General features: G+C 62.4%; 23 protein-coding genes. 13 read left to right on the forward strand and 10 right to left on the reverse strand.

All coding sequences use genetic code 11. From position 1 onward, the window contains the following. Nucleotides 1–58 precede the first annotated feature (58 nt). The gene (gene secB, locus ROH8110_RS10245; RefSeq protein WP_085817640.1) at nt 59–562 is read left to right on the forward strand and encodes a protein-export chaperone SecB; all 504 of its coding nucleotides are present in this window, start codon (nt 59–61) and stop codon (nt 560–562) included. Here the strand turns inward: secB and dnaQ are convergent, their stop codons facing one another. From dnaQ to ROH8110_RS10265, 4 genes are read right to left on the reverse strand one after another with little or no spacing between them, the layout of a single operon-like run. Further along, nucleotides 563–1,297 carry a DNA polymerase III subunit epsilon gene (gene dnaQ, locus ROH8110_RS10250; protein ID WP_085817641.1) on the reverse strand — a complete coding sequence of 245 codons (735 nt, stop codon included), beginning with the start codon at nt 1,295–1,297 and terminating at the stop codon, nt 563–565. Next, complete coding sequence (gene coaE, locus ROH8110_RS10255; RefSeq protein WP_085817642.1) at nt 1,290–1,883, reverse strand: dephospho-CoA kinase; 594 nt, start codon at nt 1,881–1,883, stop codon at nt 1,290–1,292. Before coaE ends, dnaQ begins: the two co-directional genes overlap by 8 nt. Then, the gene (locus ROH8110_RS10260) at nt 1,880–2,713 is read right to left on the reverse strand and encodes a shikimate dehydrogenase (protein ID WP_085817643.1); all 834 of its coding nucleotides are present in this window, start codon (nt 2,711–2,713) and stop codon (nt 1,880–1,882) included. Before ROH8110_RS10260 ends, coaE begins: the two co-directional genes overlap by 4 nt. Then, nucleotides 2,710–3,306, reverse strand: a complete 597-nt coding sequence (locus ROH8110_RS10265) for a Maf family protein (RefSeq protein WP_085817644.1) — start codon at nt 3,304–3,306, stop codon at nt 2,710–2,712. The genes ROH8110_RS10260 and ROH8110_RS10265 overlap by 4 nt, the downstream gene beginning before the upstream one ends. Nucleotides 3,307–3,715: 409 nt before the next feature. Between ROH8110_RS10265 and hemJ the strand changes: the two genes are divergently transcribed. From hemJ to ROH8110_RS10300, 7 genes are all read left to right on the forward strand, one after another. Next, complete coding sequence (gene hemJ / locus ROH8110_RS10270) at nt 3,716–4,165, forward strand: protoporphyrinogen oxidase HemJ (protein ID WP_085817845.1); 450 nt, start codon at nt 3,716–3,718, stop codon at nt 4,163–4,165. A 134-nt stretch (nt 4,166–4,299) separates the two neighbouring features. Next, entirely contained in the window at nt 4,300–5,571 is a 1,272-nt protein-coding gene (gene rho / locus ROH8110_RS10275) for a transcription termination factor Rho (RefSeq protein ID WP_085817645.1), read from the forward strand. A 25-nt stretch (nt 5,572–5,596) separates the two neighbouring features. Next, complete coding sequence (gene mnmE / locus ROH8110_RS10280) at nt 5,597–6,883, forward strand: tRNA uridine-5-carboxymethylaminomethyl(34) synthesis GTPase MnmE (protein ID WP_085817646.1); 1,287 nt, start codon at nt 5,597–5,599, stop codon at nt 6,881–6,883. Nucleotides 6,884–6,895: 12 nt separating this feature from the next. Further along, nucleotides 6,896–8,758 carry a tRNA uridine-5-carboxymethylaminomethyl(34) synthesis enzyme MnmG gene (gene mnmG / locus ROH8110_RS10285; protein WP_085817846.1) on the forward strand — a complete coding sequence of 621 codons (1,863 nt, stop codon included), beginning with the start codon at nt 6,896–6,898 and terminating at the stop codon, nt 8,756–8,758. Beyond that, on the forward strand, nt 8,755–9,366 hold the full coding sequence (gene rsmG / locus ROH8110_RS10290) for a 16S rRNA (guanine(527)-N(7))-methyltransferase RsmG (RefSeq protein ID WP_085817647.1): 612 nt from the start codon (nt 8,755–8,757) through the stop codon (nt 9,364–9,366). The genes mnmG and rsmG overlap by 4 nt, the downstream gene beginning before the upstream one ends. Beyond that, complete coding sequence (locus ROH8110_RS10295) at nt 9,359–10,168, forward strand: ParA family protein (protein WP_085817648.1); 810 nt, start codon at nt 9,359–9,361, stop codon at nt 10,166–10,168. The genes rsmG and ROH8110_RS10295 overlap by 8 nt, the downstream gene beginning before the upstream one ends. 12 nt (nt 10,169–10,180) lie before the next feature. After that, nucleotides 10,181–11,092, forward strand: a complete 912-nt coding sequence (locus tag ROH8110_RS10300) for a ParB/RepB/Spo0J family partition protein (protein ID WP_085817649.1) — start codon at nt 10,181–10,183, stop codon at nt 11,090–11,092. Here ROH8110_RS10300 and ROH8110_RS10305 read toward each other — a convergent pair. From ROH8110_RS10305 to rph, 4 genes are read right to left on the reverse strand one after another with little or no spacing between them, the layout of a single operon-like run. Then, nucleotides 11,076–11,381, reverse strand: a complete 306-nt coding sequence (locus tag ROH8110_RS10305) for a YbaN family protein (RefSeq protein WP_306372208.1) — start codon at nt 11,379–11,381, stop codon at nt 11,076–11,078. The two genes, ROH8110_RS10300 and ROH8110_RS10305, sit on opposite strands and share 17 nt — an antisense overlap. 51 nt (nt 11,382–11,432) lie before the next feature. Then, a complete protein-coding gene (gene hemW, locus ROH8110_RS10310) occupies nt 11,433–12,620 on the reverse strand; it encodes a radical SAM family heme chaperone HemW (RefSeq protein ID WP_085817651.1) in 1,188 nt (395 codons plus the stop codon). Then, on the reverse strand, nt 12,583–13,191 hold the full coding sequence (rdgB, locus tag ROH8110_RS10315; RefSeq protein WP_085817652.1) for an RdgB/HAM1 family non-canonical purine NTP pyrophosphatase: 609 nt from the start codon (nt 13,189–13,191) through the stop codon (nt 12,583–12,585). The genes hemW and rdgB overlap by 38 nt, the downstream gene beginning before the upstream one ends. Further along, a complete protein-coding gene (gene rph / locus ROH8110_RS10320) occupies nt 13,184–13,900 on the reverse strand; it encodes a ribonuclease PH (RefSeq protein WP_085817653.1) in 717 nt (238 codons plus the stop codon). The genes rdgB and rph overlap by 8 nt, the downstream gene beginning before the upstream one ends. Before the next feature lie 119 nt (nt 13,901–14,019). Between rph and hrcA the strand changes: the two genes are divergently transcribed. Next, on the forward strand, nt 14,020–15,084 hold the full coding sequence (gene hrcA, locus ROH8110_RS10325; RefSeq protein WP_085817654.1) for a heat-inducible transcriptional repressor HrcA: 1,065 nt from the start codon (nt 14,020–14,022) through the stop codon (nt 15,082–15,084). Nucleotides 15,085–15,093: 9 nt separating this feature from the next. Then, the gene (locus ROH8110_RS10330) at nt 15,094–15,654 is read left to right on the forward strand and encodes a nucleotide exchange factor GrpE (protein ID WP_085817655.1); all 561 of its coding nucleotides are present in this window, start codon (nt 15,094–15,096) and stop codon (nt 15,652–15,654) included. A gap of 31 nt (nt 15,655–15,685) precedes the next feature. Here the strand turns inward: ROH8110_RS10330 and mutS are convergent, their stop codons facing one another. Continuing rightward, nucleotides 15,686–18,301 (reverse strand): DNA mismatch repair protein MutS, encoded by a 2,616-nt coding sequence (mutS, locus tag ROH8110_RS10335; RefSeq protein WP_085817656.1) that lies wholly within the window; start codon nt 18,299–18,301, stop codon nt 15,686–15,688. Nucleotides 18,302–18,480: 179 nt separating this feature from the next. Between mutS and ROH8110_RS10340 the strand changes: the two genes are divergently transcribed. Next, on the forward strand, nt 18,481–20,736 hold the full coding sequence (locus ROH8110_RS10340) for an NADP-dependent malic enzyme (protein WP_085817657.1): 2,256 nt from the start codon (nt 18,481–18,483) through the stop codon (nt 20,734–20,736). Between the two features lie 9 nt (nt 20,737–20,745). Here ROH8110_RS10340 and msrA read toward each other — a convergent pair whose 3' ends face one another. Further along, the gene (msrA, locus tag ROH8110_RS10345) at nt 20,746–21,408 is read right to left on the reverse strand and encodes a peptide-methionine (S)-S-oxide reductase MsrA (RefSeq protein WP_085817847.1); all 663 of its coding nucleotides are present in this window, start codon (nt 21,406–21,408) and stop codon (nt 20,746–20,748) included. 155 nt (nt 21,409–21,563) lie between these two features. Here msrA and ROH8110_RS10350 point away from each other — a divergent pair, with 155 nt between their 5' ends. Both ROH8110_RS10350 and ROH8110_RS10355 read left to right on the forward strand, forming a co-directional pair. After that, nucleotides 21,564–22,472, forward strand: a complete 909-nt coding sequence (locus ROH8110_RS10350; RefSeq protein ID WP_085817658.1) for a D-amino acid aminotransferase — start codon at nt 21,564–21,566, stop codon at nt 22,470–22,472. Beyond that, nucleotides 22,472–23,185 carry a sulfotransferase-like domain-containing protein gene (locus ROH8110_RS10355; RefSeq protein WP_085817659.1) on the forward strand — a complete coding sequence of 238 codons (714 nt, stop codon included), beginning with the start codon at nt 22,472–22,474 and terminating at the stop codon, nt 23,183–23,185. The genes ROH8110_RS10350 and ROH8110_RS10355 overlap by 1 nt, the downstream gene beginning before the upstream one ends. The last annotated feature ends 31 nt before the right edge of the window (nt 23,186–23,216 follow it).

The following is a 23,216-nucleotide window of genomic DNA, read 5'->3' on the forward strand; positions in this document are numbered from 1 at the left end:
CCCCCACGCCTTCCTGCTAATCCTCTGCGCAACTTTCAGCCTTATTTGGAGAAGCACGATGGCCGAACAGGAAAACGGGGCCGCAGATCAGCAACAGCCCCAGGTCAAGATGAGCACCCTCACACAGTTCATCCGCGACCTTTCATTTGAAAACGTCCTTTCGCAGCGCGGCTCTGGCGGTGAAGTTTCGCCCGACGTTCAGGTCTCGGTCAATCTCGACGCCAAGAAACGCACCCCGGACCACCAGTTCGAGGTCATCGTCAAGATGCGCGTCGATTCCAAGAACAAGGGCACCGAAGAGGCGCTGTTCGTTCTCGAGATGGAATATGCCGGCGTGTTCCACATCGAAGGCGTGCCCGAGGACCAGATGCACCCCTTCCTTCTGATCGAATGCCCGCGGATGCTGTTCCCCTTCATCCGCCGCATCGTCAGCGACGTGACCCGCGATGGGGGCTTCCCGCCGCTCAACCTCGAAAACATCGATTTCGTTCAGCTTTATCGCAACGAGATCGCCCGCCGCCAGCAGGCACAGGGCGCCCAGAAAGAAACGCCTGACGCCTGATCAGCGCAGTTTGTTCCAAAGCGCGCCGTCGCCCATGCCCTCGATGAATGCGGCATGGGCGGCGGCTTCTTTTTCGCTCAGCCTCGATGGCAGCGGCTCGGGGCGCGGATAGGCCCGCCACTCCGTCGCACCACCAGCCACACCCGCGCCGCCCGCAGGCCCGGCCGACAGCGCGAAATCCGGCTGCCGCCCGCCGATCAGCTCCAGGTAAACCTCGGCCAGGATCTCGGAATCCAAAAGCGCGCCATGCAGCGTGCGCGCCGCGTTGTCGATCGCAAACCGCCGGCACAGCGCATCCAGCGACGCCGGCGAGCCGGGAAACTTCTTGCGCGCGATGGCCAGCGTATCGATTGCCTGCTCCCATGGAAGCGCAGGCAGCTTCAGCCAGCCCAGCTCGGCATTGAGAAACTTCATGTCGAAAGCGGCATTGTGGATCACCAGCTTGGCATCGCCGACAAAGTCGATGAACGCCTGCGCCACATCCCGAAAGACCGGCTTGTCCCTCAGCGTGACCTCGCCATCGCGCGGCGGGCGCGGCGTGCTCAGCAGGTCGGGGCCAATGCCATGCACGCCAAAGGCCTCGTCCGGCATGCCCCGTTCTGGGTTGATATATTCATGAAAACTGCGCCCCGTGGGCATGTGATTATACAGCTCAAGCGCCCCGATCTCGACGATCCGGTCGCCTTGTTCGGGGTCGAACCCGGTGGTCTCGGTGTCCAGAACGATCTCACGCATGCAACAGCCTGTCTCTTATATCCCTGACCACATCCTGAACCTGCCGCCGGGCATTCTCAAGGGTGTCGGTTTCGATCACATAATCGGCGCGGCGGCATTTTTCCGCATTCGGCATCTGGCGCGCGCGGATATCCTCGAACGCCTGCGCGCTCATCGTGCCGCGGTCAAGCACCCTCTGGCGCTGAATCTCCGGGGCGATGGTCACGCAGGCCACCGCATCCATCCCGGCATCCGCCCCGGTCTCGAACAGCAGCGGTATATCCAGAACCACGATATCCGCAGTCGCCTGACTGATGAACGCGGCGCGATCCGCCGCGACCAGCGGATGAACGATGGCCTCGATCCGCTGCAAGGCTTCCGGTTTCCGCGCGATCACCTCTTTCAGCCGGTCGCGCGACACCGCGCCGCCTTCAATCGCCTCGGGAAAGGCCGCACCCATCGGCGCCACCGCCGCGCCCCCTTCGCCGTAAAGTCGATGCACCGCCGCATCCGCATCCCATACGGCACATCCCTCCTCGGCGAACATCTGCGCCGTGGTGGATTTCCCCATCCCGATCGAACCCGTCAGGCCAAGCAGAAAGCTCATCTCAGGGCTGCCGCCCGCGCCGCACTGTCAACCTCGGGACGCACGCCGAACCAGCGCTCGAAACCCGGCACCGCCTGAAACAGCAGCATTCCAAGGCCATCGACGGTGACACAGCCCGCCGCTTCGGCCTCTTCCAGAAGCCGGGTTTTCAGCGGCGCATAAACCAGGTCCGTCACAACGGCATCCTTGCGCAACCCGTCCAGCGGCACCCGAAGCGGCGTATTGCCGATCATGCCGAGTGACGTCGTGTTCACCACCGTCATCGCATCATCCAGCATATTGCCCGCCTGCACCCAGTCCACCACATGCAGCCGATTGCCGAAATCCGCTTGCAAGGCTTCGGCGCGCACCCTGGTGCGGTTTGAAATCAGGATCTCGGGCACCCCCGCATCCAGCAACGACGCCACCACGGCCCTTGCCGCGCCACCAGCGCCCAGCACTGCGGCCGGCCCGGCCTTTGGGTCCCAGCCCGGCGCGTTCTGCCGCAGGTTCTGGATGAACCCGTAACCATCCGTATTGTCGGCATGGATACGCCCATCCTTGCGAAAGATAAGCGTATTCGCCGCCCCGATCAGCGTGGCCCGGTCCGTGACCAGATCGGCGAGATCCATCACCTTTTCCTTATGCGGAACGGTCACGTTGACCCCGACAAACCCGGCCTTCGGAAGCGTGCGCAAAACCTGTTCAAGGTCATCAGCGGCGACATCCATCGGGATGTAAAACCCCTTGATCCCATTCACCCTCAGCCAGTGCCCGTGAAGCTGCGGCGATTTGGAATGCGCGATGGGCGAACCGATCACGCCCGCCAATGGAATTTTCTCCTGACTCATCCGTCCAGATCCCCTCTCAGCGTCAGATATGACAGCAGCTCAAGCAGCGGCAATCCGAGAACCGTAAAGTAATCGCCCTGCACCTGCGAGAAAAGCCGCACGCCTTCCTCTTCCAGCTTATAGGCGCCGACGGAGTGACGGATACTGTCCCAATTGCGCGCGATATAGGCATCAAGATAGCTTTCCGAGAACATCCGCATCGTCAGGCGCACTTGACCCACATGCCGCCAGAGGGGTTTGCCTGCCTCGCAGATCACCGCGGCCGACAACAACTCATGCCGCTTGCCGCGCAACTGCATCAGTTGCTCGCGGGCGTGTTCCCGGCTTTCCGGCTTGGTCAACATCGCGCCTTGCAGGTTCAACACCTGGTCGCAGCCGATCACCAGCGCCTCGGGATGCCTGGCGCTCACCTTCTGCGCCTTCATCTCGGCCAATGCATCGGCTATGTCGCGCGCACTCGCCCCCTCGGCCAACATGCCGTCTCGCATCGCGTCTTCATCGACGCGCGCCACCACCGCGCGAAAATCGACCCCCGCGTTGCGAAGCAGAATCTGCCGAATTTCCGAACCGGACGCGAGGATGATCTCGGTCATGCTGTGGACAACCCCTTGGATATCTTGACCAGTGTTTAAGAACAGATCGGCGAAAAATCCATCCCGATCACGGTATCCACCAAACGGCGCTCATTTCACCTCGCTTCAGGCCATTCCTCCCACGGTGGATTTGAACAAGTCGAGCCTCTGTATAATCCGCTCCGGCATCGTTTCAGACTGTCAAACGCTCCTCGGTCGAACTTATATAAATTATTGATAAATATATGTTTTCATGGGCTCGGCCTAGTTCCTATCGATTCCTGAACAGGTTTGTCCACAGATCCCTCCACCTGTCGATAACCCGCGGACAATTCAGTAATCCACAGGATTCCCTCGCCCTACCAAAAACAACCACCTTTCTTATCTATATTTTTATTTATAGAGATGACCAGGAACAGTGAGGGCCATGATGACGGATATCCTGATCACGCTTTACCCATGGACCAAGGCGTTTCATATCATGTCGGTCATTTCATGGATGGCCGGTCTGTTCTATTTGCCCCGCCTGTTCGTCTATCACGTCGAGCAATCCATGCCCGGTGACAGCCGCGACGAGGTGTTCCAGACGATGGAACAGAAATTGCTGCGCGTCATCATGACTCCGGCCATGATCGCCACCTGGCTTTTCGGTCTGATGCTCGTCTTTACGCCGGGGATCGTCGACTGGGGCTCTGTCTGGCCCTATCTTAAGGGCGCCAGCGTGATCGCCATGACGGGTTTCCATGAATGGCTTGGCGCGCGGCGCAAGGATTTCATGACCGGCTCAAATCGCCTGACCGGCCGACAGTTCCGCCTGATGAACGAAGTGCCGACCGTTCTGATGGTTCTCATCGTGCTCTCGGTCGTCATCAAGTTCTGAGCATCGTTGACTCGCGCCGCTCCGATGCGTATGTAGCGCGGCAAGCCCCTGTCCTGGTGGCCCGTTTTTCCAATCCTGACCGACGACACGAAGATGCGCCATAGCTGCGCGTCCTTGTCAAAAGGAACGTTCCCATGTCCGAAGACCGTCTCAACCTGTCCGATCTCAAGGCTCATGCCGCCAAGGATCTCCTCGCAATGGCCGAGGAGCTCGAGATCGAGAACGCCTCGACCATGCGCAAGGGCGAGATGATGTTCCAGATCCTGCGCGAACGCGCCGAAGAGGGCTGGACCGTCTTCGGCGATGGCGTGCTCGAGGTTCTTCAGGACGGGTTCGGTTTCCTGCGCTCGCCAGAGGCCAACTACCTGCCCGGTCCCGATGACATCTACGTTTCGCCCGACATGATCCGCCAGTATTCGCTGCGCACGGGCGACACCATCGAAGGCGAGATCCAGCAGCCGGAAGAAAACGAAAGCTACTTCGCGCTGACCAGCGTGAAGCAGATCAATTTCGAGGATCCTGAGCGCGCCCGCCACAAGATCGCCTTCGACAACCTGACACCGCTTTATCCCGACCAGCGCTTCAACCTCGAAGTCGACGATCCCACCGTCAAGGATCGCTCCGCTCGGGTAATCGACCTGGTGGCGCCCATCGGCAAGGGCCAGCGTTCCCTGATCGTCGCGCCGCCGCGCACCGGTAAGACCGTGCTGCTTCAGAATATCGCCAGCAGCATCGAAAAGAACCACCCTGAATGCTACCTGATCGTGCTTCTGATCGACGAACGTCCCGAGGAAGTCACCGACATGCAGCGCTCGGTCAAGGGTGAGGTCGTCAGCTCGACCTTCGACGAGCCCGCAGGCCGCCACGTCGCCGTCGCCGAAATGGTGATCGAGAAAGCCAAGCGTCTGGTCGAACATAAACGAGATGTTGTTATTCTTCTCGATTCGATCACAAGACTTGGTAGGGCCTACAACACAGTGGTTCCCTCCTCGGGCAAGGTTTTGACCGGCGGTGTGGACGCCAACGCCCTGCAGCGACCCAAGCGTTTCTTCGGCGCCGCGCGGAATATCGAGGAAGGCGGCTCGCTTACCATCGTATCGACCGCGCTGATCGACACCGGCAGCCGCATGGACGAGGTGATCTTCGAGGAATTCAAGGGCACCGGCAACTCCGAGATCATCCTCGACCGCAAGATCGCCGACAAGCGGGTCTTCCCGGCGATCGACATCCTGAAATCCGGCACCCGCAAAGAGGACCTGCTGATCGACAAGGTCGACCTTCAGAAAACCTTTGTCCTGCGCCGCATTCTCAACCCGATGGGCACGACCGACGCCATCGAATTCCTGCTCTCGAAGCTCAAGCAAACCAAGACCAATGCCGAGTTCTTCGATTCCATGAACACCTGACGCGGCCAGTCGCGGGGGCAACCCTATGGACACGATCTATGCTCTTTCGACGGCGCAGGGCAAAGCCGGCGTCGCGGTGATCCGCGTGTCGGGGCCGCTGGCCTTTGATGCCTGCCGCGCTTTGGCCGGTGACGTGCCGCCGCCGCGCACGGCCTCGCTGCGGGTTCTTCATGACAGCACCGGCATCCGGCTCGATCAGGCGCTGGTGCTTACCTTCAGCCAGAACCACAGCTTTACAGGCGAAAACACCGTCGAGTTCCAGGCCCACGGCAGTAATGCCGTCATCTCTGCCCTGCTTGACGCGCTGGGCCGGATGGACGGTTTGCGCGCCGCGGATCCCGGTGAATTCACCCGTCGCGCCCTCGAAAACGGGCAGCTCGATCTGGCGCAGGTCGAAGGACTCGCCGATCTGATCGACGCGGAAACGGAATCTCAACGCCGCCAGGCGCTTCGCGTTCTGTCCGGCGATCTGGGACGGCGCGCCGAAACCTGGCGGCAAAGCCTGATTCGTGCCGCCGCCCTGCTTGAAGCGACCATCGATTTTGCGGACGAAGAGGTTCCCGTCGATGTCACGCCCGAGGTCGGCGCATTGGTCAGCGACGTAATCACCGACCTCACCCACGAGATCGCGGGTGTGGGCACCGCCGAACGTATCCGCTCTGGGTTCGAGGTGGCTATCGTCGGTGCGCCGAATGTCGGGAAATCTACACTTCTCAATGCTTTGGCAGGACGTGACGCGGCGATTACGTCGGAATATGCCGGGACAACCCGCGACGTGATCGAAGTCCGCATGGATCTCGCAGGGCTGCCTGTCACGCTGCTGGACACCGCCGGTTTGCGCGATACCGAGGATGCCGTCGAATCCATCGGGATCGAGCGCGCCCGCAGCCGCGCGGCGCTGGCCGATCTGCGTGTGTTTCTGGTCGAGGATGGAACAACCCCCGACATCCCGCCCGAGGCCGACGATATCGTCTTGCGCGCCAAGGGTGACCGCCTTGCCGACCCACGCGACGCTATCTCGGGAAAGACCGGCCTTGGCCTCTCTGACCTCATCGCCCGGATCACCCGCATTCTGTCCGGGCGGGCCTCGAACGCAGGGATCGCCACCCGCGCCCGCCACAAACAGGCGATGGAGCGGGGCCTCGCCGCGCTTCAGGCTGCGCTTTCCCTTCTTCCGCAGGGTGACGTGGCTTCCGAGCTTGCCGCCGAAGAGCTGCGCACCGCTATCCGCGCTCTTGATTCTCTGGTAGGACGCATAGATATCGAAAACGTCCTGGACGAAATCTTCGCAAGTTTCTGCCTTGGGAAATGAGGAGTGTTTCACGTGAAACATTTTGACGTCGTTGTCATTGGCGGAGGCCATGCAGGCGCGGATGCCGCGCATGCTTCGGCGCGCATGGGGGCGTCCACCGCCCTTGTGACGCTGAACAAATCCGGCATCGGCGTGATGTCCTGCAACCCGGCGATCGGCGGCCTGGGCAAAGGTCACCTCGTACGCGAGATTGACGCGCTGGATGGTGTCATGGGCCGCGTTGCCGACAAGGCCGGCATCCAGTTTCGTTTGCTCAACCGCCGCAAGGGCCCCGCCGTGCAAGGCCCCCGTGCCCAGGCGGATCGCAAGATTTATCGCGAATCCATGCTGACCGAAGTGGAATCGCAACCCAACCTGACGATCATCGAAGGCGAAGCCGCCGATTTTCTCATGTCCGAGGATCGCGTCAGCGGCGTGGTTCTGGCCGATGGCAGTGAAATTCACGCTGGCGCCGTGGTCCTGACAACCGGCACCTTCCTGCGTGGCGTCATTCATATCGGCGACGTGTCCCGTCCCGGCGGCCGCATGGGCGACAAGCCCTCGATCAAGCTGGCAGAGCGCATCGATTCATTCGATCTCGACCTTGGCCGCCTCAAGACGGGCACGCCCCCGCGCCTTGACGGCGCGACAATCGCCTGGGGCGAGCTTGAGGAACAGCCCGGTGATGACGACCCGGTGCTCTTTTCCTTCATGTCCGGCGGCGTCTCCGCGCGTCAGGTCTCCTGCGGGATCACCCATACCAACGAGAAAACTCATCAGATCATCCGCGAGAACCTTGACCGCTCGGCCATGTATGGCGGCCATATCGATGGTATCGGCCCGCGCTACTGTCCCTCGATCGAGGACAAGATCGTGCGCTTCGCCGACAAGACCTCGCACCAGATATTCCTTGAGCCCGAAAGCCTTTCGGACAATGTCGTCTACCCCAACGGCATTTCCACCTCGCTGCCCGAAGAGGTGCAGCACGATTACGTCCGCTCGATCCGCGGGCTCGAAAACGCTGTTATCCTGCAACCGGGCTATGCCATCGAGTATGATTACGTAGATCCGCGCGCCCTTGATGCTACCCTCGCTGTAAAATCCGTTCCGGGGCTCTATCTGGCTGGCCAGATCAACGGCACTACCGGCTACGAAGAGGCCGCCGCCCAGGGCCTTGTTGCGGGGTTGAATGCGGCGCTCGCGGTCATGGGCCGTGACCCGGCCATTTTCAGCCGCTCTGACAGCTATATCGGTGTGATGATCGACGACCTGATTACCCGTGGCGTCAGCGAGCCTTACCGCATGTTCACGTCGCGCGCCGAATTCCGCCTTTCCCTGCGCGCCGATAACGCCGATCAACGCCTGACTCCTACGGGAACCGCACTCGGCTGCGTCGGCCCCGCGCGTGCGCGCGCCTTCGAGGGCAAGATGGAGCGCCTGAGCGCCGCCCGCGCGCGCTTGGAGTCCCAAAGCTACACACCGCGCCAGCTTGTGAATATTGGCCTCAAAGTCAATCAGGACGGCTCTCGCCGGACTGGTTTCCAGCTCCTTGCCTTTCCGGATATCGACTTCGCGCGCCTGATCGAACTTGACGCGACACTCGCTGATGTCGATGCCCTTTCGCGCGCGCAGCTTGAGAAAGATGCGCTCTACGCGAATTACATCGCCCGCCAGGAGCGCGACGTTGAGATGATGAAGCGCGACGAGGCACAGGACATTCCTGCCGATTTCGATTTTCAGGCGGTCGATGGGCTGTCCAACGAGCTGAAAACCAAGCTTTCCGCCGCCCGCCCCGCCAATCTGGCGCAGGCCGGACGCATTGACGGCATGACACCGGCGGCGCTGACGCTTATTCTCGCGCGGCTCCGCATGGCCCGGCGCGAGAAATCCGCATGAGCGGCGGCGCCACGCTCAATGTTTCACGTGAAACAATCGAGCGGCTGAAGACCTACGAGGCGCTGCTGCGCAAATGGACGCAAAAGATCAACCTCGTCGCCCGCTCCACCCTCGATGACCTTTGGGCCCGGCATTTTGTCGACTCCGCCCAGATATATCGCCTCGCCCCGCACCCTGTCGGGCATTGGGCCGATCTCGGATCCGGCGGCGGTTTTCCGGGCCTCGTGATCGCGATAATGGCGATGGAGCATCATTCGCCCGCCCGCGTCACGCTGGTTGAAAGCGATTCGCGCAAATGCGCCTTCCTGCGCACCGTGATTCGCGAGACCGGCGCGCCCGCGACGGTCGTGAATGCCCGGATCGAGGAAATCCCGCCGCTCGAAGCCGATGTGATATCGGCCCGTGCGCTGACCGATCTTGATGGACTTCTGGGCTTTTGCGCTCGCCATTTGCGCAGCGACGGTACGGCGATCTTCCCCAAGGGCGAATCCTGGCAGAAAGAGCTGCAGGCCGCGCAAACAACATGGAACTTCAGCCATCGAATTGCTACAAGCGAAACCGAAACAGGCCCCGTCATTCTGACCATCACAGGAGTCGCCCGTGTCTGATCCCACCCGCCCACGCGGTCCCAAGATCATCGCTGTCGCCAACCAGAAGGGCGGCGTCGGCAAGACCACGACCACCATCAACCTTGGCGCCGCCCTGGCCGAGGCGGGTCAGAAGGTTCTGATCGTCGATCTTGATCCCCAAGGGAACGCCTCCACCGGGCTAGGTGTTGCGCCTTCGGACCGTGAATACACAACATATGAGCTTTTGCTGGAGGAAATCGAGCTGAGCGAGGTGGTCCGCGAAACCGCACTCGACAACTTGCTGATCGTTCCCGCGACGGTCGATCTCAGCTCGGCCGACATGGAGCTGATTGCCAGTGAAAAGCGCAGCTTCCTTCTGCATGACGCCCTGCGCCAGAACGCGATGGACGTTTACGGGCTGGATTACATCCTGATCGACTGCCCGCCATCTCTGAACCTTCTGACCGTCAACGCGATGGTCGCCGCGCATTCCGTGCTGGTGCCGCTGCAAAGCGAGTTTTTCGCGCTCGAAGGGCTGTCGCAGCTCATGCTGACCATCCGCGAGGTGCGTCAGTCCGCCAATCCGGGCCTGCGCATCGAGGGCATCGTTCTGACCATGTTCGATTCGCGCAACAACCTCTCGGCCCAGGTCGAGCAGGACGCCCGCGATAACCTTGGCCCGATGGTGTTCAAGACGCGCATTCCCCGCAATGTCCGGGTCAGCGAGGCGCCCTCGTATTCCCTGCCGGTGCTGCAATACGATTCCACCTCCAAGGGCGCGATGGCCTATCGCGACCTTGCGAGGGAATTGATGTCGAACCAGACGCGCGCAGCCGCATAAAGGAGCCCTCAGATGGCCGATAAGAAAACCAGACAACGCGGCCTTGGTCGTGGCCTGTCCGCCCTGATGGCGGATGTGAATGACGACACCGCCACAACCGGCGATGCGCCCAAGCCCGCCGACCGCAGCGTGCCGATCGAAAAGATCAACCCGAACCCCGATCAGCCGCGCCGCAGCTTTGATAAGGCACAGCTCGAGGATCTGGCCAATTCGATCAAGGAAAAGGGCATCATTCAGCCCCTGATCGTCCGGCCCGCCCCCGGCAAGCCGGGTTCCTTTGAAATCGTCGCCGGCGAACGCCGCTGGCGCGCGGCGCAGATCGCCAAGCTGCATGAAATTCCCGTGTTGGTGCGCGAGTTCAACGACACCGAAGTGCTGGAAGTCGCCATTATCGAGAACATCCAGCGCGCCGATCTGAACCCGGTCGAAGAAGCCGCCGGTTACAGCCAGCTGATGGAGAAATTCGGCCATACGCAGGAGAAACTCTCCGACGTTCTGGGCAAAAGCCGCAGCCACATCGCCAATTGCGTCCGCCTTCTGACCCTGCCCGACGAAGTGCAGACCTACCTCCGCGACGGCAAGCTCTCGTCGGGCCATGCTCGCGCGCTGATCACCGCCGACGATCCCGCCGCCCTGGCCCGCGAAGTCATCAAAAAGGGCCTTTCGGTGCGCGAAACCGAGAAACTGGCGAAAAAGCCCGTCGGCAATATCTTTTCTGATGGCAGCAAGGCCAGGCAGCGCCCGAACCCCGAGAAAGACGCCGACACCAAGGCGCTCGAAGGCGATCTGTCCGCCAATCTGGGTATGAAGGTGGCGCTGAACCACAAGCCGGGGCAGGAAAAGGGCCAGATCACCATCAGCTACGAATCTCTGGATGAGCTCGACACCCTTTGCCGCATTCTCAGCGTCAGTAACCCGGCCTAGTCCAGATAAACAGCATCACGCAGGCCAGAACCGCGCCCTGAATCGCCAACAGCAGCGGTTTCAGCCCGATCATCACCGACAGAACGAACACCGCGACGATCGCGATGGTCGAGATGCGCTTGACGCGTGGGTTGATCGCCCCGCGCTCGTGCCAATCCACGATCGCAGGGCCAAACCGCGGATGGCTGACCAGCCAGTTGTGCAGCCGCTCGGAAGAACGCGAAAAGCAAAACGCCGCCAGCAGCATGAAGGGTACCGTCGGCAGCAGCGGCAGAACTACCCCCGCCATGCCCAATGCGACACTGATCAAGCCCAAAACGGCCCAAACCGTCCGCATCCCCTAGTCCCCTATCAGGGCGCGGATGATCGCGTTCAGCACGGGCCGCCCCTTGGCCGTTGCGCGCAGATGCCGCGTATCGGTCTCGATCATTCCAAGGTCCCGCAATTCATTCAGCCGCTCCTTCGCCAGCGGCTTGCCCGCCAGTGCGGCGTGGCGGTCAAGGTCGATTCCGCTGCGCAGCCGCAGACCCATCATAAGGTATTCATCGGCCTGATCGGTGGGCGAAATGGCCGCCTGCGCCTTTTCGGCGCAACCGCGCCCAACCGCCTCCAGCCATTTTTCGGGGTTGGCCCAGGCTTCGGTCGCACGGCGCTGGCCATCAAGGGTGATACGGCCATGCGCGCCCGGCCCGATCCCGGCATAATCGCCATAGCGCCAATAGATCAGGTTATGCCGAGATTCCGCGCCGGGACGCGCGTGATTCGAAATCTCGTAGGCGCCCATGCCCGCCGCCTCGCACATTTCCTGGGTGGCGTCATACATATCGGCACTCAGGTCATCCTCAGGCAGGCCTCGCAGCCCGCCCTTGGCATAGCGGTCGCCAAAGGCGGTGCCCTGTTCGATGGTCAACTGGTAAAGCGACAGATGATCGACCGCCATCGCCAACGCCTCGCCCAGCTCCGCCTGCCAGTCGCGCAGGCTCTGATCCTGACGTGCATAGATCAGGTCAAAACTGACTCGATCAAAGGTTTTTCTTGCAATATCAAAGGCTTGCGTTGCTTCAGCCAGGCTATGAATGCGCCCCAGCCGTCGCAGGTCCGTATCATTCAGTGCCTGAATGCCCATCGAGACGCGCGAAACGCCCGCATCTGCATAGCCGCGAAACCGCCCCGCCTCGACCGAGCCGGGATTCGCCTCCAGCGTCACCTCAAGGTCGTTCGCCACCGGCCAGGCCTGGCGCACGCGCTCAAGGGTCGCGCCGACCACCTCCGGGTCCATCAGGCTGGGGGTTCCGCCCCCGAAAAACACTGTATTCAGGACCCGCCCCGGCAACAGGGCGGCATATCGGTCGATCTCGGATAAATAGGCTCTAAGCCAGCGCGATTGGTCGATTTCCCTGCGCACATGGCTGTTGAAATCGCAATAGGGGCACTTGGCCTCGCAGAATGGCCAATGGATATAAAGGCCAAAGCCCCCCTGTTGCCAATCCTCAGCCAAAACAGCCCTGGACCAGCTTGGCAAAGGCATCGGCGCGATGGCTGATGCGGTTCTTCTCCCATCGATCCATCTCGCCGAATGTCTGCTCATAGCCTTCGGGCTGAAAGATCGGGTCGTATCCGTGGCCCTCATGCCCGCGCATCGGCCAGACGATCTGTCCCTCGACGGTGCCGGGGAAAACCTCGTCATGGCCATCGGGCCAGGCCAGAACCAGCGTGCAGCAGAACCGCGCGCGCCACGGCTGCGGCGCGCCGCTTTCCAGCAACCGGTCATGGGCCTTGCCCATCGCCATGATGAAATCCCGGCCCTTGCCGGTCTCAGCCCAATTCGCGGTAAACACTCCCGGTGCGCCGTCAAGCGCGTCGATCTCGATTCCCGAATCGTCCGAAAGCGCGGGCAGCCCGGTGGCACGCGCCGCCGCATGGGCCTTGATCCGGGCGTTGCCAAGAAAACTCGTCTCGGTTTCCTCGGGTTCGCCCAGGCCCTTTTCAGCGGCGCCCACAACCGTCACGCCAAAAGGCGCGATCAGATTGGCGATCTCTTCCAGTTTGCCCGCGTTATGCGTCGCCACCAGCAGGGTATCGCCATCGAACTTACGCATTCACGGCTGCCTTCTGCGCCGATACCAGCTCACCGACGCCCTTTTCGGCCAGGTCCATCAGCTGATTCATCTGCTCCCGGCTGTATGTCGCGCCCTCGGCGCTCATCTGCACCTCGATCAGCTGGCCGGATCCGGTCATGATGAAATTGCCATCCACCCCGGCCTCACTGTCCTCGGGATAATCGAGGTCCAGCACCGGCTGGCCGGCATAGATGCCGCAGGACACCGCCGCGACCGGATCGACCAGCGGATCGCTGATGATGTCGCCTGCCTTCAGCAGCTTGTTCACCGCCAGCCGCAATGCGATCCAGCCGCCCGTTATCGACGCACAGCGCGTGCCGCCATCGGCCTGGATCACATCGCAATCGACAGTGATCTGGCGCTCTCCCAAAGCCACGCGGTCAACGCCTGCGCGCAGCGACCGCCCGATCAGGCGCTGGATTTCAACTGTGCGCCCGCCTTGCTTGCCCGTCGTCGCCTCGCGCCGCATCCGCGACGAGGTCGAGCGCGGCAGCATCCCGTATTCCGCCGTCACCCAGCCAAGGCCAGAACCCTTGATGAAGGGCGGCACGCGGTCTTCCAGGCTGGCGGTGCACAGAACATGGGTGTCGCCCATCCGGATCATGCAAGACCCTTCGGCATGTTTCGTGACGCCCGTTTCGATTGAAACGGCGCGCATCTCACTTAAATCTCTACCCGAAGGCCGCATGATGTCTTTCCTTTATGAACCAAAGCCGGGGATACAGCCCGCGCCAACCAGATAGCAACCCCGATTGACCTTTTCCACCGCCCGCCTTTAATGGCAGATCAGAGCAGACAGCCCGAGACATGACCGACAGCGGAAAGATACTCGAAGAGATGAACGAACGCTCGCGCGAAGTCTTTCGCCGCGTGGTCGAATCCTATCTCATTTCGGGCGCGCCCATCGGGTCGCGCACGCTGACCCGCGACCTCAGCGAAAAGGTCAGCGCGGCAACGATCCGCAACGTGATGCAGGATCTCGAATATCTCGGCCTCCTGGAAAGCCCCCATGTCAGCGCCGGCCGCGTGCCCACGCAGGAGGGGCTGCGCATGTTCGTCGATGGCCTGCTCGAGGTGGGCGACCTTCAGAACACCGACCGCCAGATGATCGACGCTACCCTCGGCAGCAACTCGCAGGACGTGACCGGTATGCTGGACCGCATCGGTTCGGCGCTTTCCGGCGTCACGCAGGGCGCTTCCCTTGTGCTTGCGCCAAAACACGAGGCCCCGATCAAGCATATCGAGTTCGTCAGCCTCGCACATGACCGCGCCCTTGTGGTTCTGGTCTTTGGCGACGGCCATGTCGAGAATCGCATTTTCACGCCGCCGCCGGGCCAGACCCCCAGTTCGATGCGCGAGGCCGCGAATTTCCTCAACGCATTGGCCGAGGGCCGCACGCTCAGCGAACTGCAGCGCGTCATCGCCAGCCAGATCACCGACCGGCGCCAGGAAATCGACAAGCTGGCGCAGGATCTTGTCGAAAGCGGCCTCGCCGTATGGGACGGCGACGGCGAAAACTACGAGCGCCTGATCGTGCGCGGCCAGGCGAATCTGTTGGAAAGCAGCGCCGAGCAGGAGGATCTCGAACGTATCCGCACGCTGTTCGATGACCTCGAACGCAAGCGCGACATCGCCGAATTCCTCGAACTGGCCGATGAAGGCGACGGTGTGCGCATTTTTATCGGCTCCGAGAACAAACTTTTCTCACTTTCGGGTTCCTCTCTGGTGGTCTCTCCATATATGAACGCAGACCGAAAGATCATTGGTGCGGTGGGTGTCATCGGTCCCACCCGCCTGAATTATGGACGCATCGTGCCGATCGTGGACTACACGGCGCAGCTGGTTGGCAGACTGATCGCGGACCGGAGCTAGAGGTGAGACATGGCAGAGCCGAAGAACGACGAATTTCTTGACGATATCGAAGACGCCGAGGCCGAGGAACACGCCCTCGCCGAGCAAGAGATTTCCGACACCGAGGCAGAGCTCGAATCGCTTCGTGCCGAACGCACCGCGCTGCATGACAAGTTCATGCGCGCCCTTGCCGATGCCGAGAACGCGCGCAAGCGCTCCGAGAAGGACCGCCGCGAGGCCGAGAATTACGGCGGCTCCAAGCTGTCGCGCGACATGCTGCCCGTGTATGACAACATGAAACGCGCGCTCGAGGCCGCGACCGAAGAGCAGAAAGAGGTCTCCGCCGCCCTGATCGAGGGGATCGAACTGACCATGCGCGAATTGCTCAACGTGTTTTCCAAGCACGGGATCACGCGGATTTCGCCCGAGGTCGGCGACAAGTTCGACCCCCAGCATCACGAGGCCATGTTCGAAGCCCCCGTGCCCGGCACCAACGCCGGCGAGATCATCCAGGTTTCGACCGAAGGTTTCCTGCTGCATGACCGCATCCTGCGCCCCGCGCAGGTCGGGGTTTCGTCGAACAAGGGGTGACGCCCTGCCGGGGCCGGGCATCCCGCCCGGCTCACCCTTGCGTCAACGTCTTCAGCTCGTAAATCAGGTCCAGCGCCTCGCGCGGGGTCAGTTCATCCGGCAGGATATCCGCCAGACGCTGCTCTACGCCTGATGTCCGCACCGCGGGCGATGGCGCGGGGGGCGCCGGTGTCGCGGAAAACAGTGGCAGATCGTCGATCAGCGCCTTTTGCGCGGTGCCGCCCTCGCGTTCGCCCTTTTCCAGCGCATCCAGAACCACCCGCGCCCGCTCGACCACCGCATCGGGCAGCCCCGCCAGCTTGGCGACCTGCACGCCGTAACTGCGATCAGCCGCACCGCGCCGCACCTCGTGAAGGAAAATCACCTCGCCGTCATGTTCCTTGACGCTGACGGTGGCGTTCTCGACCCGCTCCAGCTTGTCGCTCAGATTGGTCAGCTCGTGGTAATGCGTCGCGAAAAGCGCCCGCGATCCGTTGACCCCGTGCAGATGTTCCAGCGTCGCCCAGGCAATCGACAACCCGTCATAGGTCGCCGTTCCGCGCCCGATCTCGTCCAGGATCACCAGCGCATGTTCGTCCGCCTGGTTGAGGATCGCGGCGGTTTCCACCATCTCGACCATGAAGGTCGAACGCCCCCGCGCCAGATCGTCCGATGCCCCGACCCGGCTGAACAGCTGGCTGACCATGCCGATATGCGCCTTGCGCGCGGGCACGAAACTGCCCGCCTGCGCCAATAGCGCAATCAGCGCATTCTGGCGCAGAAAGGTGGATTTACCCGCCATGTTCGGCCCGGTCAGCAGCCAGATATCGCTTTCGCCGCCCAGATGGCAGTCATTGGCGATAAAGGGCGCACCGTCTCGCCGCAGTGCCTGTTCCACGACAGGATGGCGTCCCGCCTCGATTTCCAGCGCACGGCTGTCATCCACCTTGGGGCGGCACCAATCCTCGCCGCGCGCCAGATCGGCCAGCGCGGTCGCAAGATCCAGTTCCCCCATCGCCCGCGCCACCTGAGACACCCCTGCGGATTCATCCAGAATTGCGGCTTTCAGGCTGTCATAGAGCCGCTTTTCAATTTCAAGCGCCCGTCCGCCTGCGTTCAGGATGCGGGTTTCCATCTCGCTCAGCGGCACGGTGGTAAAACGCACCTGGTTCGCGGTGGTCTGGCGGTGCTTGAACGTCTCGTTCAGCGGCGCCGACAACATCTTGTCGGCATGGGTGGCGGTCACTTCCACGAAATAGCCAAGCACGTTGTTATGCTTGACCTTCAGGCTCTGGATCCCGGTCAGCTCTTGATATTCGCTTTGCATCGCCGCGATCACGCCGCGCCCTTCGTCGCGCAGCTTTCTCGCCTCATCGAGTTCCGTGTCATATTCGGGCGCGATGAACCCGCCGTCGCGCGCCAATAGCGGCGGTTCGGCCACCAGCGCCCGGTCCAGAAGGTCCAGCAAGGCGTCATGTCCCGACAGATCGCCCGCCGCCGCGGCCAGCAGGCTCGGCAGGTCCTGATCCCGGAGGATCCCGGCGATCTCTTCGGCCTGCGCCAGCCCGTTGCGGATCGCCGCAAGGTCGCGCGGCCCGCCCCTGTCCAAGCCCAGCCGCGACAGCGCGCGATCGAGGTCCGGCACCTTGCGCAGCGCGCTGCGCAACGCCTCACTCAATCGAGCCTGTTCCACCGCAAACGCCACGGAATCCAGCCGCTCCTGCACGATCTCGCGCACCCGGCTGGGGCTCGATAACCGCCGCTCTAAAAGACGCCCGCCACAGGCGGTCACCGTGCGATCCACCGCCCCCAACAGAGACCCGGCCTTGCCCCCGCTCATGGAGTGGGTGATCTCCAGGTTCCGCCGCGTGGCGGCGTCGATCTGCATCACCCGTGTCTGCGCCTCGCGCTGGGGGGCTTGCAGCAGCGGCAGATTGCCCTTCTGCGTGATCTCAAGGTATTCGACAATCGCGCCCATCGCGCCCAGTTCAGGCCGCGTGAACGTGCCGAACGCATCCAGCGTGCCCACCTTGAACAGATCGCAAAGCCGCTTCTCGCCGCCCGCGCTGTCGAAGGCCGCGCGCCCCAGCTCGCTGCTCGATGCGCCCGATTCAGTTACGATTCCGCTCAGATCGGCGCTTTCACCCTCGGCCAGGATGACCTCGCTCGGCGCCAGCCGCGCAAGTTCCGGTCCCAGCCGGATATCCGCCAGCGGCATGACGTGGAAACTGCCGGTGGAAATATCCACCCAGGCCAGCGCGCCTTCGCCACGCACCCTCGCAAAGGCCGCCAGGTAATTGTGCCGCCGCGCTTCCAGCAGGCTTTCCTCGGTCAGGGTGCCGGGCGTGACCAGCCGCACCACCTCGCGCCGCACCACCGATTTCGCGCCACGCTTGCGCGCCTCCTCGGGGCTTTCCATCTGTTCGCAGACCGCCACGCGAAACCCCTTGCGGATCAGCGTCAGCAGATAACCTTCGGCCGAATGTACCGGCACGCCGCACATCGGGATATCGTCGCCCAGGTGCTTGCCGCGTTTCGTCAGGGCAATATCCAGCGCCTCGGCCGCCGCCACAGCGTCGTCGAAAAACAGCTCGTAAAAGTCGCCCATCCGGTAGAACAGCAATGCCCCCGGATAGCCGGCCTTGATCTCAAGATACTGCGCCATCATCGGCGTCACGGCGGATTGCGCTGATGTCACTTCGACCCCCGTCTGATTGGCGTGAACCTTACAAAGCCCCGGCGCGGGCGGAAACCCGAAATCCGGCTAGCAGTTGAGGCGGCGGCAAACCCCCGCTATGGAGAAGCGAAACAGAACGACCGACCGACGGAATTGCATAAGGCCGCCCCATGTCCAGACCCAGATTCACCCGCGAAGAGGCACTGACCTTCCACCTCGAACCCTCGCCCGGCAAGTTCGAGATCCAGGCCACCGTGCCCATGACCACGCAGCGGGATCTGTCGCTGGCCTATTCCCCCGGCGTCGCTGTCCCCTGCGAGGAAATCGCCGCCAATCCCGAACTGGCCTATGATTACACCAACAAGGGCAACCTCGTCGCGGTGATCTCGAACGGCACCGCGGTTCTGGGCCTTGGCAATCTTGGCGCGCTGGGCTCCAAGCCCGTGATGGAGGGTAAGGCCGTCCTCTTCAAGCGCTTCGCCGATGTGAACTCGATCGACATCGAGCTCGACACCGAGGACCCCGACGAATTCATCAAGGCCGTGCGCCTGATGGGGCCCACCTTCGGCGGCATCAACCTCGAAGACATCAAGGCGCCCGAATGTTTCATCATCGAGCAGACGCTCAAGGAACAGATGGACATCCCCGTCTTTCACGACGACCAACACGGAACGGCGGTCATCTGCGCCGCCGGCCTGATCAACGCGCTGCATATCTCGGGCAAGAAACTGGCGGATTGCCGCATCGTCCTCAACGGCGCGGGCGCGGCGGGCATCGCCTGTATCGAACTCCTGAAATCCATGGGCGCGCGCCCCGAGAACTGCATCGCCTGTGACACCAAGGGCGTCATCTACCAGGGCCGCACCGATGGCATGAACCAGTGGAAATCGGCCCATGCCGTCAAGACCGACCTGCGCACCCTCGAAGAGGCGATGAAGGATGCCGATGTGTTCATCGGCGTTTCGGTGAAGGGCGCCGTGACCCAGGACATGGTCGCCAGCATGGCCGATAATCCCGTGATCTTCGCGATGGCCAATCCCGACCCCGAAATCACTCCCGAAGAGGCCCACGAGGTCCGCGTCGACGCGATCGTCGCCACCGGCCGCTCGGATTACCCCAACCAGGTCAACAACGTGCTGGGCTTTCCCTATCTCTTCCGCGGCGCGCTCGATGTCCACGCCCGCGCCATCAACGACGAGATGAAGATCGCCTGCGCCGAGGCCCTCGCCAGCCTTGCGCGCGCAGATGTGCCCGACGAGGTCGCGATGGCCTATGGCCGCAAGCTGGCCTTCGGGCGCGATTACATCATCCCGACGCCCTTCGATCCGCGCCTCATTCACACCGTGCCGCCCGCCGTGGCGCGCGCCTGCATGGACACCGGCGCCGCCCGCCGTCCCATCGTCGACATGGAAGCCTATGAGCAATCGCTCAAGGCCCGTCTCGACCCGACCGCCAGCATCCTGCGCTCGATCAATGCCCGCGCCCGCAACGCCCAGGCCCGGATGATCTTTGCCGAGGGCGACGACCCCCGCGTGCTGCGCGCCGCCGTGCAGTATCAGCGCTCGGGCCTTGGCAAGGCGATTGTGGTGGGCCGCGACGACGACGTGAAAGCCAAGCTCGAGGCCGCAGGCCTCGGCGATGCCGTCCGCGAGATCGAAGTCACCAACGCCGCCAAAAGCGACCGCCTCGAGGACTACAAGGAATTTCTCTATGCCCGCCTGCAACGCAAGGGCCATGACCGTCAGGACATTCACCGCATGGCCGCGCGTGACCGGCATGTCTATTCCGCGCTGATGTTGGCGCATGGGCATGGCGACGGGCTTGTCACCGGCGCCACCCGCAAATCCGCCCATGTGATGGAGCGGATCAACCACGTTTTCGACGCCGATGCCGAACATGGCGTCGCCGGGGTCACGGCGCTCTTGCATAAGGGGCGGATCGTCCTGATCGCCGACACGCTGGTGCATGAATGGCCCGACGAGCATGACCTCGCCAATATCGCCACCCGTGCCGCCGATGTCGCCAGCCACCTCGGCCTTGAGCCGCGCGTCGCCTTCGTCAGCTTCTCGACCTTCGGCTATCCGAAATCCGAACGCGCCGAGAAAATGCACCTCGCGCCCGGCGTTCTGGCGCGCCGTGGCGTGACGTTTGAATACGAGGGCGAAATGACCGTCGACGTGGCGCTCAACACGCTGGCGCAGGATGCCTACCCGTTCCAGCGCCTCACAGGCCCCGCGAATATCCTCGTGGTTCCAGCGCGGCACTCGGCCTCGATCTCGGTCAAGCTGATGCAGGAAATGGCCGGCGCCACGGTGATCGGCCCGATTCTCGCCGGGCTCGACAACTCGATTCAGATCTGCTCGACCACCGCGACCGCCAGCGACATCCTCAACATGGCGGTGCTGGCGGCCTGCAAGGTCGGCTGACGGAACCGATCAGTTCACGAAGGGCGCATCCTGTCCCCACAGGTCGCGCACCCGTGCGTCGCGCTGACAGGCCTCGCGATAGCGCTTGTAAGCCGACGCCTGGGATTTCGGGCCGAACCGCGTCAGGATCAGCTTGTCACCCTTGTAATAATCCTGGTGATAATCCTCGGCCTCGTAAAACGGCCCGGCATTCAGGATCGGGGTCACGACGCGCTTGCCAAGCTCCTTTTCCGCGTCCGCCTTGGCGGCCTCGGCAGCCTGCTTTTGCGCTGCATCAGAGACGAAAATCGCCGTGCGATAGCTGTCTCCCCGGTCACAGAATTGCCCGCCCGCATCCAGCGGGTCGACCGAGCGGAAGAACAGGTCATACAGCTGGCGTGCCGATACCTTGTCCGGGTTGAACCGGATCTCGACCGCCTCGTAATGCCCGGTGCCGCCGCGCGTGACCTCCTTGTAGGTCGGGTTCTTCACATTGCCGCCGGTATAGCCCGACACGGCCTCGATCACGCCCTCGACCTTCTCGAAATCGGCTTCCACACACCAAAAGCACCCCCCGGCCACGGTCAGGACCTGGGTTTCGGCGGCGCGCGCCTTGCCATGCTCGATGCCAAGGCCGATCACGATCAGCATCGCCAGCAGCCCGGCCTTTATGGTTCTTGTGCGGTTTCCCATGATGGTGCCCTCCATTTGACCCCAATCTGACCCATGCCAGCGCCCGCGCCAATTCACGCCCCCGTGTCCTCACGCCTTGGTGATCGCCATTTTACCCTTGGAAGCGGCGCACGCGCCCCTTAGCGTCGCCGCAAAACCGCAGGAGAGAGAGCGCCATGACCGACCATCAGACAACCCATCAGGCCGAAGAAGACGCCCGTAATGAAAAGATCGGGATCTGGCTGAATGGTCGTATCGTTCCCCGTCACGAGGCCGTCGTCAGCGTTTATGACAGCGGTTTCATGCTGGGCGATGGTGTATGGGAGGGGCTTCGCCTCTATAACGGCAATTGGGCCTTCATCGACGAGCATCTGGATCGGCTTTTCGAGGCCGCAAAAGCCATTGATCTCGATATCGGCATGACCCGCGATCAGGTGTTTCAGGCCGTGATAGAGACACAAAAAGCCAATAACATGGAAACCGACGCCCATGCCCGCCTGATGGTGACGCGCGGCCCCAAGACCCGGCCATTCCAGCACCCTTCGCTCAGCCAGCAGGGACCGACCATCGCCATCATCATGGAACATTCGAGGCCCAGCATCGCGCGGCCGATCCACCTCGCGACCGTGCCCCATATCCGCGGGCTGCCCATGACGCAGGATCCCAAGCTCAATTCCCATTCCAAGCTCAATTGCATCCTGGCCTGCATCGCCGCCGAAAAGGCCGGCGCTGACGAGGGGCTGATGCTTGATGTGCATGGCTTCGTGAACACGACCAACGCCTGCAACTTCTTCATCGTGCGCAAGGGCGAAGTCTGGACCAGCACCGGTGACTACTGCATGAACGGCATCACCCGGCAAAAGGTGATCGACCTGTGCCGCGAAAATGACATCCCGGTCTACGAGCGCAATTTCTCGCTGGTCGATACCTACGGCGCAGACGAGGCCTTTCTGACAGGCACATTCGGCGCGCAGACCCCTGTCGGCCAGATCGACGGACGACAGATCGGCGATGGCGCGCTGGGGCCGGTGACGAAACGTCTGCAAGGCCTGTATAAGGCTCTGATCCAGCGGGAAACGGCCTGATGCGGATCGCGATGTGGTCCGGGCCGCGCAACCTTTCGACGGCCATGATGTATGCGTTCGGTGCGCGCGCCGACTGTGCCGTGACGGATGAGCCCTTCTACGCCGCCTATCTCGCGAAAACCGGCCTCAACCACCCGATGCGGGACCAGATCATCGCATCCCAGCCCACCGATCCGGATGTTGTCGCTGCACAGCTTTTGGGGCCGGTGCCGGGCGGCAAGGCGCATTTCTACCAAAAGCACATGACACAGCACATGATCCCCGGCATCCCGCGTGACTGGATGTCAGATGTCGTCAACGTGTTTCTCATTCGTCACCCCGCGCGTGTCGCCGCCAGTTTCTCGGCGAAATATGAAAACCCGACCCTTGCCGAGATCGGGTTCATCCAACAGCACGAACTTTACCAAACGCTTACCTCGGCAGGCGCTGCCCCCGTGGTGATCGATTCATCCGATATCCGGCGCGACCCGGAAACCATGCTGCGCCGCCTTTGCGATTCGATCGGGTTGGAGTGGGATGAGGCGATGCTTTCATGGCCCGCCGGTGGCCACGCTTCGGACGGGGTCTGGGCCGCGCATTGGTATGGCGCGGTTCACCGCTCGACCGGCTTTGCCCCCGCCGAAGGTCCGCTTCCCGATCTCGAGGGGTCGGCGGCCACGCTCGCGCGCGATGCGATGCCCGCCTACGAAGCCCTTAGCGCCGTCGCCATCTGAGCCGTATTTCGCATTCTGTACGAAACCTTCG

It is taken from the genome of Roseovarius halotolerans, from assembly GCF_900172255.1.
Lineage (GTDB): Bacteria > Pseudomonadota > Alphaproteobacteria > Rhodobacterales > Rhodobacteraceae > Roseovarius > Roseovarius halotolerans.

Coding starts and splice junctions, on each gene's coding strand:
- hemJ (WP_085817845.1), top strand. CDS start 3,716: ATGACGGATATCCTGATCACGCTTTACCCATGGACCAAGGCGTTTCAT.
- coaE (WP_085817642.1), bottom strand. CDS start 1,883: ATGAGCTTTCTGCTTGGCCTGACGGGTTCGATCGGGATGGGGAAATCC.
- msrA (WP_085817847.1), bottom strand. CDS start 21,408: ATGGGAAACCGCACAAGAACCATAAAGGCCGGGCTGCTGGCGATGCTG.
- rsmG (WP_085817647.1), top strand. CDS start 8,755: ATGAGCGGCGGCGCCACGCTCAATGTTTCACGTGAAACAATCGAGCGG.
- mutS (WP_085817656.1), bottom strand. CDS start 18,301: ATGATGGCGCAGTATCTTGAGATCAAGGCCGGCTATCCGGGGGCATTG.
- ROH8110_RS10330 (WP_085817655.1), top strand. CDS start 15,094: ATGGCAGAGCCGAAGAACGACGAATTTCTTGACGATATCGAAGACGCC.
- rho (WP_085817645.1), top strand. CDS start 4,300: ATGTCCGAAGACCGTCTCAACCTGTCCGATCTCAAGGCTCATGCCGCC.
- ROH8110_RS10265 (WP_085817644.1), bottom strand. CDS start 3,306: ATGACCGAGATCATCCTCGCGTCCGGTTCGGAAATTCGGCAGATTCTG.
- ROH8110_RS10305 (WP_306372208.1), bottom strand. CDS start 11,381: ATGGCGGGGGTAGTTCTGCCGCTGCTGCCGACGGTACCCTTCATGCTG.
- dnaQ (WP_085817641.1), bottom strand. CDS start 1,297: ATGCGTGAGATCGTTCTGGACACCGAGACCACCGGGTTCGACCCCGAA.
- ROH8110_RS10355 (WP_085817659.1), top strand. CDS start 22,472: ATGCGGATCGCGATGTGGTCCGGGCCGCGCAACCTTTCGACGGCCATG.
- ROH8110_RS10340 (WP_085817657.1), top strand. CDS start 18,481: ATGTCCAGACCCAGATTCACCCGCGAAGAGGCACTGACCTTCCACCTC.
- mnmE (WP_085817646.1), top strand. CDS start 5,597: ATGGACACGATCTATGCTCTTTCGACGGCGCAGGGCAAAGCCGGCGTC.
- ROH8110_RS10300 (WP_085817649.1), top strand. CDS start 10,181: ATGGCCGATAAGAAAACCAGACAACGCGGCCTTGGTCGTGGCCTGTCC.
- rdgB (WP_085817652.1), bottom strand. CDS start 13,191: ATGCGTAAGTTCGATGGCGATACCCTGCTGGTGGCGACGCATAACGCG.
- secB (WP_085817640.1), top strand. CDS start 59: ATGGCCGAACAGGAAAACGGGGCCGCAGATCAGCAACAGCCCCAGGTC.
- rph (WP_085817653.1), bottom strand. CDS start 13,900: ATGCGGCCTTCGGGTAGAGATTTAAGTGAGATGCGCGCCGTTTCAATC.
- ROH8110_RS10260 (WP_085817643.1), bottom strand. CDS start 2,713: ATGAGTCAGGAGAAAATTCCATTGGCGGGCGTGATCGGTTCGCCCATC.
- hemW (WP_085817651.1), bottom strand. CDS start 12,620: ATGCCTTTGCCAAGCTGGTCCAGGGCTGTTTTGGCTGAGGATTGGCAA.
- hrcA (WP_085817654.1), top strand. CDS start 14,020: ATGACCGACAGCGGAAAGATACTCGAAGAGATGAACGAACGCTCGCGC.
- ROH8110_RS10350 (WP_085817658.1), top strand. CDS start 21,564: ATGACCGACCATCAGACAACCCATCAGGCCGAAGAAGACGCCCGTAAT.